The organism is Brucella sp. JSBI001, assembly GCF_026014005.1.
GTDB classification, from domain to species: Bacteria; Pseudomonadota; Alphaproteobacteria; order Rhizobiales; family Rhizobiaceae; genus Brucella; species Brucella anthropi.
Genome location: NZ_CP110339.1, coordinates 3,720,809 through 3,737,462, shown reverse-complemented (window position 1 = coordinate 3,737,462; position 16,654 = coordinate 3,720,809). Strand labels below are relative to the sequence as shown.

The following is a 16,654-nucleotide window of genomic DNA, read 5'->3' as shown; positions in this document are numbered from 1 at the left end:
TTTGTTCCTATGGTCTGGCCGCATCCTGAAACCGCTCTAAATATGAGCCGTCATGATCGTAACGCCGCGATGCGCGCCATCCCCGTTGCGATTTCGTTCAGGAGGCCGGTTTCGATGCTCTTGCTCCGTTTTTATTTTTCAATGGGAATGAACGCCGAGGCCGCCGGTTCAAGGACTGTTTCAGGCGTCTTTGCGTCTTCGCAATAGATCCAAGCAGCGTGATTTCGACCGGGAGGACATTTCAAATACGAGCCTGCTTTCGGGTTGAATGTGGTTCGTAGTTTTATGTTTACGAAGTGAAACAATCGCCGATTTCGGTAATCCCTGCTTGGGATCGGCAGCTTGCAGGTTGTTTGAGAACCGCCTGCTATCGGGAGTTTTCAGAATGAACAATGCAGAAATGCATGCTGACGCCAATGGCGAGGTCGAAGCGGCACATGATGCCCATGACACGCGCCGCCGCGTCTTTGCCATCGTGGCCAGCGCATCGGGTAATCTGGTGGAGTGGTACGATTTTTACGTCTATTCCTTCGGTGCGCTTTATTTCGCATCGCAGTTTTTCCCTGCGGAGGACCAGACCAGCCAGTTGCTGAATGCGGCTGCGATTTTTGCGGCTGGCTTCCTCATGCGCCCCATCGGCGGCTGGCTGTTTGGCCGCATTGCCGACAAGCTTGGTCGGCGCACATCCATGCTGATTTCGGTTACGATGATGTGCCTTGGCTCTTTCGCCATCGCCATTTTGCCGACCTATGAAACGATAGGTGTTCTGGCGCCATTCCTGCTGTTGATCGTGCGCCTCTTGCAGGGCCTTTCCGTGGGCGGCGAATACGGCACCACCGCTACCTATATGAGTGAGGTGGCGCTGGCCGGGCGCCGTGGTTTCTTCTCCTCGTTCCAGTATGTCACGCTGATTGGCGGGCAGTTGCTCGCTGTTCTTGTGATCGTGGTCCTGCAGTTCTTCCTGACATCGGACGAGCTTCATGCCTGGGGCTGGCGCATTCCATTTGCCATTGGCGGTGTTGCAGCCATCGTCGCGCTTTTTCTGCGGCGGACCCTTCACGAGACCTCGACGGAAGAAACCCGCAACAACAAGGCGGCGGGCAGCTTCGCCAATATCTGGAAGAACCATCGCAAGGCCTTCCTTGTCGTCGTCGGCTTCACGGCTGGCGGTTCGCTCGCCTTCTATACCTTCACCACCTATATGCAGAAATATCTGGTCAACACGGCTGGCATGAGCAAGGAAACGGCCAGCGAAACCATGACCTTCGTGCTGTTGGCCTATATGTTGATGCAGCCGCTTTTCGGCGCGTTGTCCGACAGGATTGGCCGCAAGACGATGATGATCGGCTTTGGCGGCATTTCAATCCTGACCACAATCCCGCTCATGACGTTGATCGGTTCGGTGCAGAGCTCGACCTGGGCATTCATCTATATCGTGATCGCTCTGGCGGTTGTCAGCATGTACACCTCCATCAGCGGCATCGTGAAAGCGGAATTGTTTCCGGCGGAAGTGCGGGCGCTGGGCGTCGGATTTTCCTACGCCATCGCCAATGCGATCTTTGGCGGCACGGCTGAATATGTGGCGCTCTGGTTCAAGCAGCAGGGCATGGAAAGCGGCTTCTTCTGGTATGTGACCGCGATGATGGTGATTGTCTTCGTCGTCAGCCTTGTCATGCCGAACCCGCGTGAACATGGATATCTGCAAGGCCACGGCACCGAGTAGCCGGTGTTCTATTACGTATGAAAACGCCGCCTCCGGGCGGTGTTTTCACATCTCCACGGCTTCGTCGTCCTCGGGCGACAGAAGGCGCGTGGCGCGCCATTCGGTCAGCTTGGTATTGATTGCATCCAGCACGAAGAAACGCGCTGAATCCTTGTCATATCCATCATCCCGCAGTGCATCGTAATCAGTATGCGTGTGGCGCACATGCGCGACTGTCGCCAGCCACACGGCAGTAGATGGTGGCAACGTCTTCATATGGGGGCTGAGCGCCGCAGCGCGGATCGGTTCTGAATCCGAATAGGGTACTGCCGGAAGCAGGAGCGTCAGCGATTTGGCGATTGCCTTCTGGCGCATTGTGCCTGCACGCATGGCTTATCCTTACAGTCAGTTATTGAGGCGAATCCTTTGTCTGCTTCATTGTGCCACGAAAATCGCTTGCGCAGGAATTACTTTCCATATAAACATATCTTTATATCTTTACGGATTGCCGCGATGGACCGTAAATGAGGTGATGGATCAATCAAGAGCGGAAGGCATGACCGGTTTGCAACTGCAACTCGATCTGATGGTGGATGTGCTGAAGGCGGTGGCTGAACCAAGCCGCTTGCGTATTTTGGCGCTTCTTTCGCGCGGTGATCTCACCGTCTCCGACCTGACGACGATATTGGGGCAATCCCAGCCGCGGGTTTCGCGCCATCTGAAGCTGCTTGGGGAAGCCGATCTTATCGATCGCTATCAGGAAGGGGCATGGGCTTATTTCCGTCTCGCCGACAATGCGATCAGTGGCGATCTTGCACGTGGGCTTTTGGCTCGTCTCGACAAGGCGGATGCGCTGGTTGAGCGCGACATGGAACGCCTGTCGCAGGTGAAGTCCAGCCGTCAGGAAAAGGCGGCCGCCTATTTCAGCGCCAATGCCGGCAGCTGGGATCAGATTCGCAGGCTGCATGTTTCCGAGAATGCGGTTGAAGTCGCGCTTAAGAAAGTTATCGGTGACAAGCCGTTTCAGGCGATGCTGGATGTTGGCACCGGCACGGGTCGGTTGCTGGAGCTTTTTGCCCCGCTTTATCTTCGTGGTGTCGGCATCGACATCAATCGTGACATGCTGTCTGTAGCGCGAGCCAATCTTGATCTTGCAGCTATCGGCAATGCGCAGGTTCGCCAAGGCGATGTCTATGCGTTGCCTGTGGAGCGTGAGAGCTTCGATCTGGTGACTATTCATCAGGTTCTGCACTTCCTTGACGATCCGCTTGCGGCCATTCGTGAAGCGGCGCGGGCTTTACGCCCCAACGGACGGTTGCTGATCGTCGATTTTGCGCCGCACAAGCTCGAATTCCTGCGTGAGGAACACGCCCATTTGCGGCTTGGGTTCAGTGACGAGCAGATGCTGGGCTGGATGAGAGATGCCGGTCTTGAGCCGGAAAAGACACTGGAACTGGAGCCGAAGGCGGCCAATGGAGAAGAGGGGCTGACGGTGAAGCTGTGGCTTGCCCGCGATCCACGCCTTCTTATCGCCGATCCGGCTTCGCATGTCTCCCAAAAGTGGGAACCGGTTTTGGGATAAAGACAATGCGACAAAAACAGATAATGAGCATGACGGAGACAGTTTGATGGGTTTTTACGGTCTTTCCCGCCGACCGGATATTGGCCAGACCACCCGGGTATCGTTCGAATTCTTCCCGCCCAAGTCGGAGGAAATGGAACAGCGTCTCTGGGATACGGTGACACGGCTCGCTCCGCTGCAACCCGAATTTGTCTCCGTGACCTATGGTGCTGGCGGTTCTACGCGTGAACGCACAGCGCGTACCGTGGCGCGCATCCTCAAGGAAACAGATGTCAAGCCAGCGGCGCACCTGACCTGCGTGGATGCAACACGCGAGGAAGTCGACCGCGTCGTGCGTGAGTTCGCAGCTCTTGGTGTCAACCGCTTCGTGGCGCTGCGCGGCGACCCGGCCGCCGGTATCGGCGAAAAATATGTACCGACGCCGGGCGGCTATCAGAACGGCGCCGAGCTGGTCTCCGGTTTGCGCAATATCGCTGATTTCGACATTTCAGTTTCCGCCTATCCGGAAAAGCATCCGGAAAGCCCGGATTTTGCCACCGATATCGATATGCTGAAGCGCAAGGTCGATAATGGTGCAACGCGCGCCATCACCCAGTTCTTCTTCGAGAACGACCTTTACGAGCGTTATGTCGAGCGCGTTCGCCGTGCTGGTATCTATATCCCGATCGTTCCAGGTGTCCTGCCGGTGCACAATTTCAAACAGGTCAAGAATTTCTGCGCGCGGTCGGCAACGCATATTCCAAGCTGGCTGGCGGAGCGTTTCGAAGGACTGGACAACGATCCGCAGACGCATCAGCTTGTAGCCGCAGCAATTGCCGCCGAGCAGGTGATGGATCTGATCGAACGCGGCGTGCAGGATTTCCATTTCTACACGATGAATCGCGCCGATCTGCCCTTTGCGATCTGTCACATGATCGGCATAAGGCCGAAGACGGAAGCAGCTTTAGAGGTTGCTTGAAATAAAAGAAAGCCCGGCGGTGACGCCGGGCTTTTCATTTTCGTGCGGGTCGGCCTATCCTCAAAACCGAAGCCGCCGTAATGGTTTAGGCTAATTCCCCTAAGGGATGACGCCTGCTATCAACGCTGCAACAAATGCAAATGCCGCACAGATCATGAGGACATTCAAAGATCGCGTAAGTCCCATTGGTCTGTCTCCTTCATATGCGCCCGGGTGACCGGACGCGCGCTGGTAGGAAACTGGAATCTAAGCGCAAAACGCCTCGAACAAAAGAAGATTTCGTGCTGCAATCTGGCGTGATGGAGAAATAAACCTATCGTTTACCACCTAAACTATTGAAATATTTGACTAGAAAAATTTGTTCACATTTCATGAAAAAGACACCGAACTGCCACGTTTGGTACTGTTTTCGCCGTAGTTGCCACCGGCTTTTGGCGATATTTTTGCGCTTTTTAGCGAATTAGCGCCAAATATGCCGACAAGGTGAGGATAGATATCACTGTCGAGTAGAGGATGACGTTGGAGGTTATCGCCGCCTCGCGACGATAATGCTCGGCCAGCATGAAGGGGCCCGTGCCGGTCGGAAGTGCGGCAAGAAGAGCAGCGCTTTGTGCGAGCAGGGGAGGCAATCCGAATACATAGACCGCCAGCAGCCAGGTTGCGAGCGGCTGGACGATGAGTTTCACCGAAACGAGAAAAGCGATGGCATTGACGCTTTCGCGTTCGATCTTGCGCGGCTGGGCGAGAAACAGGCCAAGCGCCACCAGCGCGCAAGGGGATGCGGCACCACCGAGCATCTTCAGGAAGGTTTCGGCCGGGGCAGGGACGGTGAGTCCCAGAAAGGACACCAACGCGCCGAGCGCCGGAGCGACAAGCAGTGGATTGCGGATCAGGGACCGCATGACTTTCCAGATGAGATGAAGCGGCTTCTTCTCTGTCTGCAGGCCGATTTCGATCAGCACGATCGCCAAAGCAAACGTGACGCAGACGGTGATGATGATCGAAATGGTGGTCGCTGCCAAAACGCCTGACCCGAAGGCGATCATCGAAAGCGGAATGCCCATATAGCCGGTATTCGGGTAGGCGGCGTTCAGCCCGTCAAGCGCGGTATCCGCCAGAGGCAGCTTTCCACGCAGTCGCACCAGAAAGGGCAATGCGAAAGCAATGGCGCTTGAGAGCAGAAACACTGCGATGAACCCCGGCTGCCAGAGCTCGCTGCCATGTGTATTGGCCATGATGTCGAAGAGAAGAGCAGGCAGGGCCAGATAGACGACGAAACGGTTCAGCTCCGCTATCGCATGAGGCCCGAGTATTTTCAGCTTGAAGGCACCCCAGCCGGAGAAAATCAGCGCAAAAACGGGAAGGACGACAATCAGCGTTGTGAGCATGGGGCGCATTTCATTTCAGGAAAGGAAAAGGCGCGGTTTTTTGAACCGCGCCTTGTCGAGATCAGAGCCTATCGAGAAGCTCTTGTGTCGGCCATGAATCGGCAGGCATTCCAAGGCGCATCTGTTCGGCGCGCACGGCATCGCGGGTCAGGAGACCGAACACGCCGTCGATTTTTCCGCCCATGTCGTAACCGCGGGCCTGGAGCTTGGTCTGAAGTTCCTTTAGCTGGTCCTGTGTCAGACCCGGAACTGGATTGCCCGGATCGAAGGCAGGTGCACCAGCCAGACGTGTTGCGAAATAAGCAGCCGTTGTGGCGTAGACGATGGACTTGTTCCATTCCACGAACACGTCGAAGTTGGGATAGGACAGGAAAGCCGGTCCCTTGCGGCCCAGCGGCAGTAGAAGCGACGCGTCGCCATCATCCGGGCCGAGTGGACCGTTGAGGCCCATCACACCCTGCTCAGCCCACCAGGAATGTGGCTTGCGGTTGGTGCGGATCGCTTCTTCCCAAGGCAGATCCTTGGTCAGGCGAACTTCCTCCAGCCAAGGTTGGCCACGCTTCCAGCCGAGTTCCGAAATCATGCGGCCAGCGGTCATCATGGCATCGGGAACGCTGCTCTTCAGATCGACCTTGCCATCGCCGTCGCCATCGACGCCACGTTCAAGATAATCCTTCGGCAGAAGTTGCATCATGCCGATTTCGCCAGCCCATGCGCCGGTTGTCGCGGCATCGACGACGCCCTGATCAAATAGCTTGAGAAGGGCGATCAACTGCGGGCGGAACAGATCTGGACGGCGGCAGTCATAGGAGAGGGTGACAAGCGCATTCAGCGTGTCGAAATCACCCTGAATGGCGCCATAGTCGGTTTCAAGCCCCCAGAACGCGGCAAGGACTGGCCCCGGAACGCCATAGGTATCTTCAACCTTCTTGAAGACGTCGGCATATTTGACCAGATTTTCGCGGCCCTTCTTCAAACGAGCTTCCGAGATGAGGCGCTTGGAAAACTCGGTGAAAGTCAGGTTGAAAACAGTCTGCTTGCGGTCGCGATCAAGCACCTTTTGCTCAAGCATGGCCTTGTGCAATTCGGCGATGCCCTTTTCGCCGACACCGGCTTCCCGGGCTTCCTTGGTCAGATTGTCCATCCACTGGCCGTAATCGATCTCGCATTCCGGCTTGGGAAGATTGACGGTGTTTTCAGTTGGCGTCGCAGCAGGCGCTGGAGACGCGGCGGCCTGTGCACCCGACATGGTTGTCGATGCAAGCAAGGCGGCTGCGATAACTGAAGCAAAAAACTTCATTGGTAACTCACACTAATAGATTGGGAGCAAAAGGCTCCCTTTCGGGGATTGTTTTAGCTATTGCCCCAACAAGCCCCGGAAATGAAGCAAAACTTGGTGTGAACTGCCAAACTGCGCCGTGTTAGCGGACCTTGTTGCTTTCCAGCCACTTTTTCCACGAGTTGGCATCGCCTGCGAAGACATTGATATCGGCGTCGCCCTTAATGCCGGGAATTGAGCCGGTGCCGGTATATTGCCAGAACGTCCACGGATGCGGGCCGTACTTCTCGTCCGGATGACCGGCAACGGAGCGCAGCCAGAACGGATAGTCTGCCATCTGCCGCAAGTCGTTGTCATCGAAGAAATCGACCGTCGTGTAAACAATCGGGCGTTTGCCGTAATGCTTTTCCAGCGCCTGCAGGAAGATGCGCATTTCCTTGCGCACAACGGCTGCGTTGGGGCGCAGCTTGCAGGTCGGCGATTGCGGGTTCCACTCCATATCGAGAACGGGTGGAAGCGCGCTCGGATCACGCGGCACGTTCTGGATATACCAGCGGGCCTGTTCGATGGCCGGGCGGCAGAAATAGTAGAAGTGATAGGCGCTCCGTGCGATGCCTGCCTGATGGGCGCCGTTCCAGTGTTCCTTGAAACGGTCGTCGACGCGGTCACCGCCTTCGGTCGCCTTGATGAAGGCGAAGGAAATGCCGCTGGCGCGCACGGCGCTCCAGTCAATGTTGGTCTGATATTTGGAAACGTCTGTGCCGTGGATCGGATAGTGCCAGGGCGTTTTGCCGGTCCAGTCGTGCGGGTCGCGATCACCGAAGCGCGGTGCCTTTACCGAGCCGGACGGCGGTGCGATCCGGGCCACCGAGCCGCCTGATTTCTTTACGTCGGAAAAGTCGTAATCCACCGTCGTGCAGGCGGAGAGAAGTAAAGCGCCGAGGGCGAGAATGCTGCAGCTGGCCAGACGGTTCATATAGTGGTTCCGTGTCGCGAATCAGTCTTCTAACGGTTACGCGATCCGGAGGCGGACGTCACCAGTCTGGCGGGCAAGTTTGGTGCTAATCTGTGGCAGAGGGTGGCATTGTCGAACGAACAACCGTTATCCAGGCAAAGCCGCGATAAAGAATGCGCTTCTCAACGACAGCACTGCGTTCCTGCGCAAGCTGGTCGCAAACCGCGAACAAGTCGCTGCGCGGGGTGACATGGAACCATTCCAGCCATTGGAAGAGTGCCTTTCCGAACCAGCGCGGCAGCCGGGCCTGATCGCCAAAATCGACGATATGCAATTCTCCGCCCGCATTGAGGTGCCGGATGCTCTCACGAATGACCGACTGCCATTGCGGTATCATCGATACGGCATAGGAAATGAAAATCCGGTCGAAGCCGGCTTGCCCGAACAGTCGTTCTGGATCGAACTGGGCCGCATCCGCACGATCAAGCCGGACGCGATCTTCGATGCCAGCGCGCTCCGCCGCCCGGCGTGCCGTATCCAGCATTTCTGCTGAAATATCGATGCCGAAGAGTTTTGCATCGGGGTAGTTTTCTGCAGCTTTTATCAGATTGCGGCCGGTGCCGCAGCCGATCTCCAGAACTGTGCCGTCCTTGGGTACGGACAGTCCTGCGATCATGGGGTCGCGACCCAGAAGATAGTATTTGCGGGTCGCGTCATAGAAGTGCCGCTGACGACGGTAGACCCGATCCATGAGGTTGGCATGGTCTATACCCTGAACGCTCCATGGGCTGCGCGACATGTCAGGCATCCTTCAGCGCATAAAGATGGAACCCGCCATAGATCGACGAGCGATCGCGGTCGTGCAGGGCGCGGGATTCGTCCGCTTGATATTCCCAGCGATCCAGAATCTGCGGTGCCACCCGTCCTGGAAGCAGGCTCGGTTCGGCTGCGGTACGAAAGATGACACGGGCATTTGGTGCTGCCGTACGGGTGATTTCACTCCAGAGGGCATTGAGCTGCTCGTCATTCATCCAGTCCTGCGCATCCAACAGGATATAGCGGTCGACGGATGCCGCAGGCTTGGCAGCGAGAAAATCGGTATAGCTTGCGTTCTGTACGGTCATGCGATCAGCGCGTGCCCGTACCGTTTCGAAGTTGGTGCGCGACAGATAGGGCGGGAGAGGCCCGGTCTCCTCATTGCCGCTATAGCCGCGCCCGAACGCCTGCCAGGCGAAATAATTGTCGGTAAGGGGGAAACCGCAAGCGAGTTTCTCAAGACGGCTGCGCAGGACAAGCGCCATGTCGCCGTTTCCTGCAGTGGCAAGGGCATCATATTGCTGTGGCGGTATGCCCAGTCCGAAAAGGGATGATTTGCGGGCTGTGGCCCAGCGCACCATGCGTTTTTCAAAGAGCGGGGCAAGCGCCGTGTCGAAGAAGCTACGCTGCTCTTCCATTGTGCGCGCCTTCAAGATGTCGCGCGGATCGATCCCGTAGAGGCGCGCCACGCGATGGCCCATGCCGATGAAGACGCCAAGCAAGCCGTGGCGATAGAGGTCGCGCCAGAAAATGGAAATTCGCTGGCGACCATTCCATTTGCGTTTTTCCCAATAGGCGCGGCTTTCGCTGTCCAGATGTGGGCGGATGAAGCGCTTGTAGGCGGCAAGATTGGTCTTGTCGTCGGCTTTCCCGTAAAATCGGTAGAATGCATCGTAGTCGGGCAGGTTTTTGACAGCCGCAAGCTTCAGCCGGTTGAACGCGACGTGTGCCTGATTGAGATCGACCGCCTCCACACGTGCCGGATCGGCAGTCAGGTAGGACATGGCATTGCATCCGCCGGACGCGATGGTGACGATGCGATGGTCCGGCTCTATAGCCAGAGCCGCCATATCAACTTCCGGGTCTTCCCATATCTGCGGATAGACCAGCCCTTTGAACAGCCAGGCAAACAGCCTTTCAGAAAAGCCTGCCCGCGAGAGGGCGCTGTTCTGGGTCACGGCCTGTTTTAGAATTGTGTCGGCTGATGCTTGCTGTGTCATCAAAAAATTCCCCTAATGCACGAATCCCGACTTTGATTTTGCCAAGTTAAACATCGTCCAATGACAGGGGCGTGACGAATTAATTGCGGGTTTTTAAACCAGATGAATGCGGCTATACGCCTGTAATACTGTCGCTTTATTACGGTCGGTAAGACTATTTGAGAGAACTTTTTCGCGCTGTTGCCGTTTTTTGTGTGACGGTCCGAGTCGACGGGATTTCTGTGTCGATGAGTGACCGTAAAGGTGATTGGCCGGATCAACCGGTCACGCACGGAGAAAACAGAGAGAGGCGTTTGGCAATATTGCCATTTAATGCCTGAAACCAGGCCAACGAGCCTGATCTAGGAAGGAGAGCCAACGTGAAGAAGTTTCTGATTGCTTCTGTCGCCGCCGTATCGCTTCTCGGCCTTGCAGCGTGCAATGACAAGAAGGACGACACGAGCAACGCACCGGCACCATCCGCGCCGGCAGCGCCCTCGAACAATGACACGACGACGACGCCAGCCCCGGCAACTCCGGCACCGGCTACCCCGGCGCCAGGTACAGGGACAGCGCCTTCCAACTAAGGTTGGGAAGTCGTAATGCACTAGCATGCGGGTGGCGATCCGGTTTCCGGGTCGCCATTCGTGCCAATAGGCTTCGGTCAAAGGCTTTAGGCCAATGGCTTTAAGCCAATGGTTTTAGGATTGAGATGAACGTTAAAGCAACCATGTCGGGAAAAGACGGGCATTCTGCGTTTTCCGTGTTTCAACGCAGGCTCGGTTCGGTTATGGCTTTTGTCATGAACCGTAACTTCCTGTTTTTCATCTCTGCGATTGTTCTTGTTGTGCTTGCCGCTTGCGGCAAAGGAGACGACGAGACTGCTGCCACCACGAATGGCGGCGAGCAGGGCGCTGCTGCTGTATCGCAGCCTGCCAAACCGGCAGAAAGTGGAAGCACGGAGAAAGGCCCCGATCTGGTCAAGTCGCTCCGCGACAGTTCCGGTGTGGTGAGCCCGGAAGAGAAGGCAGCAGCCATTGAACGCGCACGGACCAATGCTGTCGCTGCGGCAAAATCTGTCGGTCAGACGGATCAGCAGGCACAGACGGCTGGACAAGCAGCAGCCACGGCCGCACAGCGTTCCTTCGACGAACGCGAACCCCAGCAATAAGCGTTCGTTGCGGAACTCGGCAACAATCTAAGCCAATGTCCTGATATTCTTTCTAAATGTTTGTTTTTTAGACTTTCGCTCGCCTGGGCGGTTTTCAGTTCATTCGGAATTCTATAGAAAAGTCCCATGTCGATTTGGGTTCGCATCGGTGAGTTTGTCACTTACGTGGCGTCGAATGCCATTACTGGCGTTATCGAAGCCGTGCGCACCGTTTTCGAAGGTGACGCCGATACACGGCGCCGGGTGGCCTTCTCCATTGCGATGATCGCGCTTTCAGCCAAGATGGCCAAGGCCGACGGGGTCGTCACACAGGACGAAATCCGCGCCTTTCAGGACATATTCGCTGTGCCGAAGGAAGAGACGGCGCATGTCGCGCGGCTCTACGATCTCGCCAAGCAGGATGTCGCTGGCTATGAATCCTATGCGCGTCAGCTCGCCGGATTGTGCAGTGAAGGGCAACCCGATTGCCATCTGCTTGAGGATATCCTCGACGGTCTTTTTCATATAGCCACCGCTGACGGCTATGTGCATGAAAAAGAGATGGCCTTCCTTGCAGGCGTTGCGGATATTTTCGGCTATGATGAAGTCGCTTTCGATCGTATCGCGATCCGGCATGTCCAGCGCGGTGCTGATGATCCTTATGCCATTCTGGGGCTGGAGCGCGGCGTTTCCTTCGAGATGGCCCGCAAGCGCTATCGCTCTCTGGTCAAGGAACATCATCCGGACCGGCTGGTGGCAGAGGGCTTGCCGCTTGAATTCATAACCATTGCCAACAGGCGTCTGGCAGCGATAAACGCTGCCTGGGCAAGCATTGAGAAGAATCTGGAGGCTGCATGAGCAGCGTGCGCGAAATCGAGAGCGAGTTGTTGCGGGAGCTGGCGCTTGACCGGCCCGATTTTGCCGGTGCAACGCTTGATCCGTCACCCAATTTCGGTCCGCGTCGCGACGGCAAGGTGCCTGCCTTTCTCATTCTCCATTATACCGGTCTGGCGACTGCCGAAGAGGCCGTGCAGGTTCTTAAATCGCCAGATATGGAAGTTTCCGCGCATTACCTTGTCCATGAAGACGGGCGGATCGTGCAGATGGTTTCGGAAAAGGCCCGTGCCTGGCATGCGGGCAAGAGCTTCTGGAAGGGCGAAACGGACATCAATTCCGCTTCCATCGGCATCGAGATCGTCAATCCGGGTAATCTCGAAGGCTATCCGCCGTTCAAGGATGCGCAGATCGATGCGGTCATCCGCCTCTGCCGCGATATATGCGAGCGTCATGCCATCAAGCCGGAAAATGTTCTGGCCCACTCGGATATTGCACCTTCGCGCAAGACAGACCCGGGCCATAACTTTCCCTGGAAGCGGCTCCACGAGGCGGGTATCGGCCACTACATCGAGCCGACGTCGATCCGCGGCGGGCGGTTTCTGGCACGTGGCGAAAACGGCCAGCCGGTTGAGGCGTTGCAATCCATGCTGGCACTTTATGGCTACGAAATCGCCATCACTGGTGTCTTCGATGAAGGCACCGAGACTGTGATTAAGGCCTTTCAGCGACATTTTCGGACACAAAATGTGGACGGGGTGGCCGATGTATCTACTATAGATACCCTCTACAGGCTAATTTTTTCTCTGCAGAATGTTACCGCCTGACGAGATGCGGGCGGTTAATCTCTCTATCCAGCGTTGATTCGTATTTCTGTAATGATTTCATAAAAATAGATCGATCCAGCCCGGTTGCAGAAGGGTTGTGGCGAAGGTTTACGCCGCGTTTGCGTGAATCGCGAATGTTACAACCTGTAAGACTATTTTACTTTTACAACCAATCTTCGGCTGCATTTGCCCGGCACTTCATCGCTCAATCCCAGCGGACAAGGGCCTGACAACCCATATCGGGCGGGATCAAAAAACAGGACTGTTTTTACCCAAGACAGACAGTCTGAGAAAAGAAACGTTCCAAGACGGTAGGTTATGAAAATTAAATTTGTTGTTGTTTGCGCCCTTGTTGGCGCGATGAGTTCGTTTGGCCTGAATCCAGCACTGAGTGCCCCTTCAACTGAACCGACCAACCTCGCAGCTCTCCTCAAGGCACGCCAGCAGAACAAGACTGCCGAGGCGGAAAAGCCAACCAAAGCGCCGAAGAAGGCATCGGTCGTAAGCCGCCGTGCGGCTCCGACTGCCAAGAATTCTACGGGCAAGGGTTCTGCTGCTAAGCGTTCGCAGTCGAAGGACACGACTGCTCGTAACGCCAAGAGCGGCGGCGCTTATTCGAGCATTATCAATCGTTACGCATCGACCTATGGCGTGCCTTCCGCACTTGCCCATGCGGTTGTGCGTCACGAAAGCAATTTCCAGCCGAATGTGCGTGGCAAGGCCGGTGAAATCGGCCTGATGCAGATCAAGCTCTCGACCGCACGTGGCCTCGGCTACACGGGTTCAGCCAAGGGTCTCTATGAGCCTTCCACGAACATCCAGTTCGGCATGAAGTATCTGGCCCAGGCGCAGAAGCTCGGCGGCGGCAGCACTTGCGGCACGATCCTGAAGTACAATGCCGGTCACGGTGCAAAGCGTATGAACCCGACCTCGGCGAAATATTGCAGCTCGGTCAAGGCCTATATGCGCGCTCTCTGATGCATTTTCAGGATGCGAATGCAGATTTACGTCGGCGGTCGCGTAGAGTACAGGCCGCCTGATGTGAACGGAAAGCCGACAGTGGAGACACTGTCGGCTTTTCTGTTTCCGGTGACTGCAGATTTTTTCCGGAATCCGGTTCCACTGTTCCGCTATCGTTGCTATATGCGCGCTGTCAGTCGGTTGGGCAGCCGCGCTTGTCATATGCCGAAAGGCGGCAGGTGAGGAAAGTCCGGGCTCCATGGAAACACGATGCCGGGTAACGCCCGGCGGGGGCGACCCCAGGGAAAGTGCCACAGAAAGCAGACCGCCCCGTCTTCCGTACCGTTGCGCAACGAAACGGCAGGGATGACGGGGTAAGGGTGAAAGGGTGGGGTAAGAGCCCACCGCGTCTGCAGCAATGCAGACGGCACGGTAAACCCCATCGGGAGCAAAACCGAATAGGGACGGCGCGCTGGCTCGCAAGGGCCGGCAATCGGTTTCCGGATCAGCCGTCCGGGTGGGTTGCACGAGGCGGGTGGCGACATCCGTCCCAGATGAATGGCTGCCACGTCGGGCGAAAGCCCGGCCATACAGAACCCGGCTTACAGACCGACTGACAATTTTCTCTAGAGCGGCTTCTATTTTAAAAGAAGCATTGGAACCGCTCTAACTATTTGTTTTGTCGCATTGCCCTACGCAAAATTGTTTCACACTTTTGCTGAAAATGCTCCTAATCGACTGCTTCAGCATTCAAACGCAAGAAACGGATAGTTGCGTTACCGCCGGGACTTTAATTGGGACCTCCACGAAATCACGGAGGTTCAGTATGTCCAGTTTGAAAGACAAGGTCGCAATCATCACCGGCGCATCGTCCGGAATAGGGCGCGCCGCCGCATTGCTCTTCGCCAGAGAAGGCGCAGCCCTTGTGCTGAATGCTCGCGGGCTTGCCGGTCTGGAACGTGTTGCGGAGGAGATCGCGGCGTTTGGCGGAAAGGCGCATTGTGTTGCAGGCGATGTCTCAGAAGCTGAAACGCATGAGGCACTTGCTACGGCAGCGAAGGATAAATTCGGCGGGCTTGATATAGCTGTCAACAATGCTGGCACTGTAGGCCCTATCGCGCCGCTTGCCGAAATCGTGCCCGATGATTGGGAAGGGGTGCTGGCGGGCAACCTGACCTCGGCATTCCTGGGAGCGAGATCGCAAATCCCGCTGATGCTCGAAAGGGGCGGCGGCTCGATTGTCTTCACCTCGACATTTGTCGGCACGAGCGTTGGCATTCCCGGCATGTCGGTTTACGGAACCTCGAAGGCAGCTCTCATGGGGATGGTCAAGGGCATAACCGCTGATTACGGCGCCCGTGGCATCCGGGCGAATGCGCTTCTGCCGGGCGGTGTTGATACGCCAATGGGTGGAGATGAAAAGCAGAAGGAATGGGCCGCAGGCCTGCATGCGATGAAGCGGATCGCCCAGCCTGAAGAAATCGCGCAGGCAGCGCTGTTCCTGGCAGGCCCGATGTCGAGTTTTGTTGCTGGTTCGGCGCTTTATGCCGACGGTGGCAACGCCGCAGTGAAGTAAAAGAAAGGGCGGCTCCGCGATACGGAACCGCCCATTCCAAGAGCCTCGGGAGGGGCTTAAATTGGCACGCCGGACATGAAATCGTAAATCAGCTTCATGTTCAGGACGACGATGATCGCGGCGGTAATGGCGGCAAGAATCGTCACCCAGCGTGGAGCGACCAGCGATCCCATCTTCTTTTTCTCCGCCGTGAACATGACGAGTGGAATGATGGCAAAGGGCAGCTGAAGACTCAACACGACCTGAGACAGGATCAGAAGCTCGGTCGTTCCTTGCGAACCATACATGATCGTCACGACAGCAGCCGGAACGATGGCCACGAAGCGGGTGATCGCGCGGCGCAGCCACGGCTTCAGACGTATGTCGATGAAGCCTTCCATCACGATCTGACCGGCCATCGTCGCGGTGATGGTCGAGTTCAGGCCGCAACAGAGAAGTGCAATCGCAAAAAGTGTTGGTGCGAGGGCCGATCCCAATAGCGGGTTCAGAAGAGCATGGGCCTTGTCGAGATCTTCGACACCGGTATTGCCGGTGGCGTTGAAGCTTGCCGCAGCGAGGATCAGGATCGATGCATTGACCAGGAGTGCGAATGTCAGCGCAATGGTGGAATCCAGCGTCGCATAGCGTATGGCTTCGCGCTTTTCAGCGGTCGTGTGGCCGTAATCGCGTGTCTGGATGATGCCCGAATGCAGATAGAGATTATGCGGCATGACCGTGGCGCCGATGATACCAAGGGCGATATAGAGCATGTCCGGATTGCGGATGATGTCGGTCGTTGGCGCAAAGCCCTTGATGACTGCGCCCCATTGCGGCTGCGCCATCAGAATCTGAATAAGGAAGCAGAGCGCAATCACGCCCAGAAGGGTGATGATGAGCGCCTCGACACGGCGAAATCCCTTGTTCTGGAGATAAAGAACCAGAAGCACATCGGCAGCAGTGATGATGACACCGATTTCCAGCGGAATGCCGAAGAGCAGGTTGAGGCCGATGGCGGTGCCGATGACTTCCGCCAGATCGGTGGCGCAGATTGCCAGTTCGGCGAGGAACCAGAGCGGCCATGCGAGAAAGCGCGGATAGGCATCGCGGCAAGCCTGTGCCAGATCGCGGCCGGTTGCGACGGCAAGACGTGCGCAAAGCGCCTGCAGTAGCACGGCCATAAGATTGGACAGCAGCACGACGGATAGCAACGTATAGCCGAAGCGAGAGCCGCCAGCGAGCGAGGTGGCCCAATTGCCGGGGTCCATATAGCCAACGGCTACCAGATAGCCGGGACCGAAGAAGGAAAGTGCGCGACGGAACTTTGAACCTGAACGATTGACTCGGATCGAGCGGTGGACATCGGACATGGATGCTTCGCCGCGATCACGTCGCCAGCCTTCAAATGTTACTTCGCCAGCGCCGGAGGGGCCTGCTCCATGGGGTGCCATA

Annotated in this window: 16 protein-coding genes and 1 other RNA gene; 10 read left to right on the top strand and 7 right to left on the bottom strand. The window is 56.6% G+C overall.

Annotated features, from left to right (window positions below):
• Positions 1–385 precede the first annotated feature (385 nt).
• Positions 386–1,723 (top strand): MFS family transporter, encoded by a 1,338-nt coding sequence (locus LJ361_RS17710; RefSeq protein WP_029376068.1) that lies wholly within the window; start codon positions 386–388, stop codon positions 1,721–1,723.
• Between the two features lie 45 nt (positions 1,724–1,768).
• Here the strand turns inward: LJ361_RS17710 and LJ361_RS17705 are convergent, their stop codons facing one another.
• Positions 1,769–2,092 (bottom strand): DUF2293 domain-containing protein, encoded by a 324-nt coding sequence (locus tag LJ361_RS17705; protein ID WP_010659706.1) that lies wholly within the window; start codon positions 2,090–2,092, stop codon positions 1,769–1,771.
• 166 nt (positions 2,093–2,258) lie between these two features.
• Here LJ361_RS17705 and LJ361_RS17700 point away from each other — a divergent pair, with 166 nt between their 5' ends.
• Positions 2,259–3,284, top strand: a complete 1,026-nt coding sequence (locus LJ361_RS17700; RefSeq protein WP_010659707.1) for an ArsR/SmtB family transcription factor — start codon at positions 2,259–2,261, stop codon at positions 3,282–3,284.
• A gap of 46 nt (positions 3,285–3,330) precedes the next feature.
• Positions 3,331–4,242, top strand: coding sequence for a methylenetetrahydrofolate reductase [NAD(P)H] (gene metF / locus LJ361_RS17695; protein ID WP_010659708.1), 912 nt, complete (start codon positions 3,331–3,333; stop codon positions 4,240–4,242).
• Between the two features lie 452 nt (positions 4,243–4,694).
• Here metF and LJ361_RS17690 read toward each other — a convergent pair whose 3' ends face one another.
• The 5 genes from LJ361_RS17690 to LJ361_RS17670 form a co-directional block, all read right to left on the bottom strand.
• Complete coding sequence (locus LJ361_RS17690) at positions 4,695–5,630, bottom strand: AEC family transporter (RefSeq protein WP_010659709.1); 936 nt, start codon at positions 5,628–5,630, stop codon at positions 4,695–4,697.
• 61 nt (positions 5,631–5,691) lie between these two features.
• Positions 5,692–6,930 carry a lytic murein transglycosylase gene (locus LJ361_RS17685; RefSeq protein WP_010659710.1) on the bottom strand — a complete coding sequence of 413 codons (1,239 nt, stop codon included), beginning with the start codon at positions 6,928–6,930 and terminating at the stop codon, positions 5,692–5,694.
• Between the two features lie 121 nt (positions 6,931–7,051).
• Positions 7,052–7,885, bottom strand: a complete 834-nt coding sequence (locus LJ361_RS17680) for a GH25 family lysozyme (protein ID WP_029929055.1) — start codon at positions 7,883–7,885, stop codon at positions 7,052–7,054.
• Between the two features lie 85 nt (positions 7,886–7,970).
• Positions 7,971–8,663, bottom strand: a complete 693-nt coding sequence (locus LJ361_RS17675; protein WP_010659711.1) for a class I SAM-dependent methyltransferase — start codon at positions 8,661–8,663, stop codon at positions 7,971–7,973.
• A 1-nt stretch (position 8,664) separates the two neighbouring features.
• Positions 8,665–9,900 (bottom strand): DUF3419 family protein, encoded by a 1,236-nt coding sequence (locus tag LJ361_RS17670; RefSeq protein ID WP_010659712.1) that lies wholly within the window; start codon positions 9,898–9,900, stop codon positions 8,665–8,667.
• A 359-nt stretch (positions 9,901–10,259) separates the two neighbouring features.
• On the opposite strand from LJ361_RS17670, the gene LJ361_RS17665 reads away from it, so the two are divergent.
• The 7 genes from LJ361_RS17665 to LJ361_RS17635 all read left to right on the top strand — a co-directional run bounded on the left by LJ361_RS17665 (position 10,260) and on the right by LJ361_RS17635 (position 15,226).
• Positions 10,260–10,466 (top strand): hypothetical protein, encoded by a 207-nt coding sequence (locus tag LJ361_RS17665; protein WP_010659713.1) that lies wholly within the window; start codon positions 10,260–10,262, stop codon positions 10,464–10,466.
• A gap of 125 nt (positions 10,467–10,591) precedes the next feature.
• Positions 10,592–11,050: a hypothetical protein gene (locus tag LJ361_RS17660; protein WP_029376069.1), complete on the top strand. Its 459-nt coding sequence runs from the start codon at positions 10,592–10,594 to the stop codon at positions 11,048–11,050.
• 126 nt (positions 11,051–11,176) lie between these two features.
• Positions 11,177–11,887, top strand: a complete 711-nt coding sequence (locus tag LJ361_RS17655) for a J domain-containing protein (RefSeq protein ID WP_010659715.1) — start codon at positions 11,177–11,179, stop codon at positions 11,885–11,887.
• Positions 11,884–12,690 (top strand): N-acetylmuramoyl-L-alanine amidase, encoded by an 807-nt coding sequence (locus LJ361_RS17650; protein ID WP_010659716.1) that lies wholly within the window; start codon positions 11,884–11,886, stop codon positions 12,688–12,690. The genes LJ361_RS17655 and LJ361_RS17650 overlap by 4 nt, the downstream gene beginning before the upstream one ends.
• Positions 12,691–13,008: 318 nt before the next feature.
• Positions 13,009–13,668: a lytic transglycosylase domain-containing protein gene (locus LJ361_RS17645; RefSeq protein WP_010659717.1), complete on the top strand. Its 660-nt coding sequence runs from the start codon at positions 13,009–13,011 to the stop codon at positions 13,666–13,668.
• Positions 13,669–13,843: 175 nt separating this feature from the next.
• Positions 13,844–14,271: RNase P RNA component class A (gene rnpB / locus LJ361_RS17640), an RNA gene on the top strand.
• Between the two features lie 205 nt (positions 14,272–14,476).
• Positions 14,477–15,226, top strand: a complete 750-nt coding sequence (locus LJ361_RS17635) for an SDR family oxidoreductase (protein WP_010659719.1) — start codon at positions 14,477–14,479, stop codon at positions 15,224–15,226.
• A 56-nt stretch (positions 15,227–15,282) separates the two neighbouring features.
• Here the strand turns inward: LJ361_RS17635 and LJ361_RS17630 are convergent, their stop codons facing one another.
• Positions 15,283–16,653: an Nramp family divalent metal transporter gene (locus LJ361_RS17630; RefSeq protein ID WP_010659720.1), complete on the bottom strand. Its 1,371-nt coding sequence runs from the start codon at positions 16,651–16,653 to the stop codon at positions 15,283–15,285.
• Between the last annotated feature and the right edge of the window lies 1 nt (position 16,654).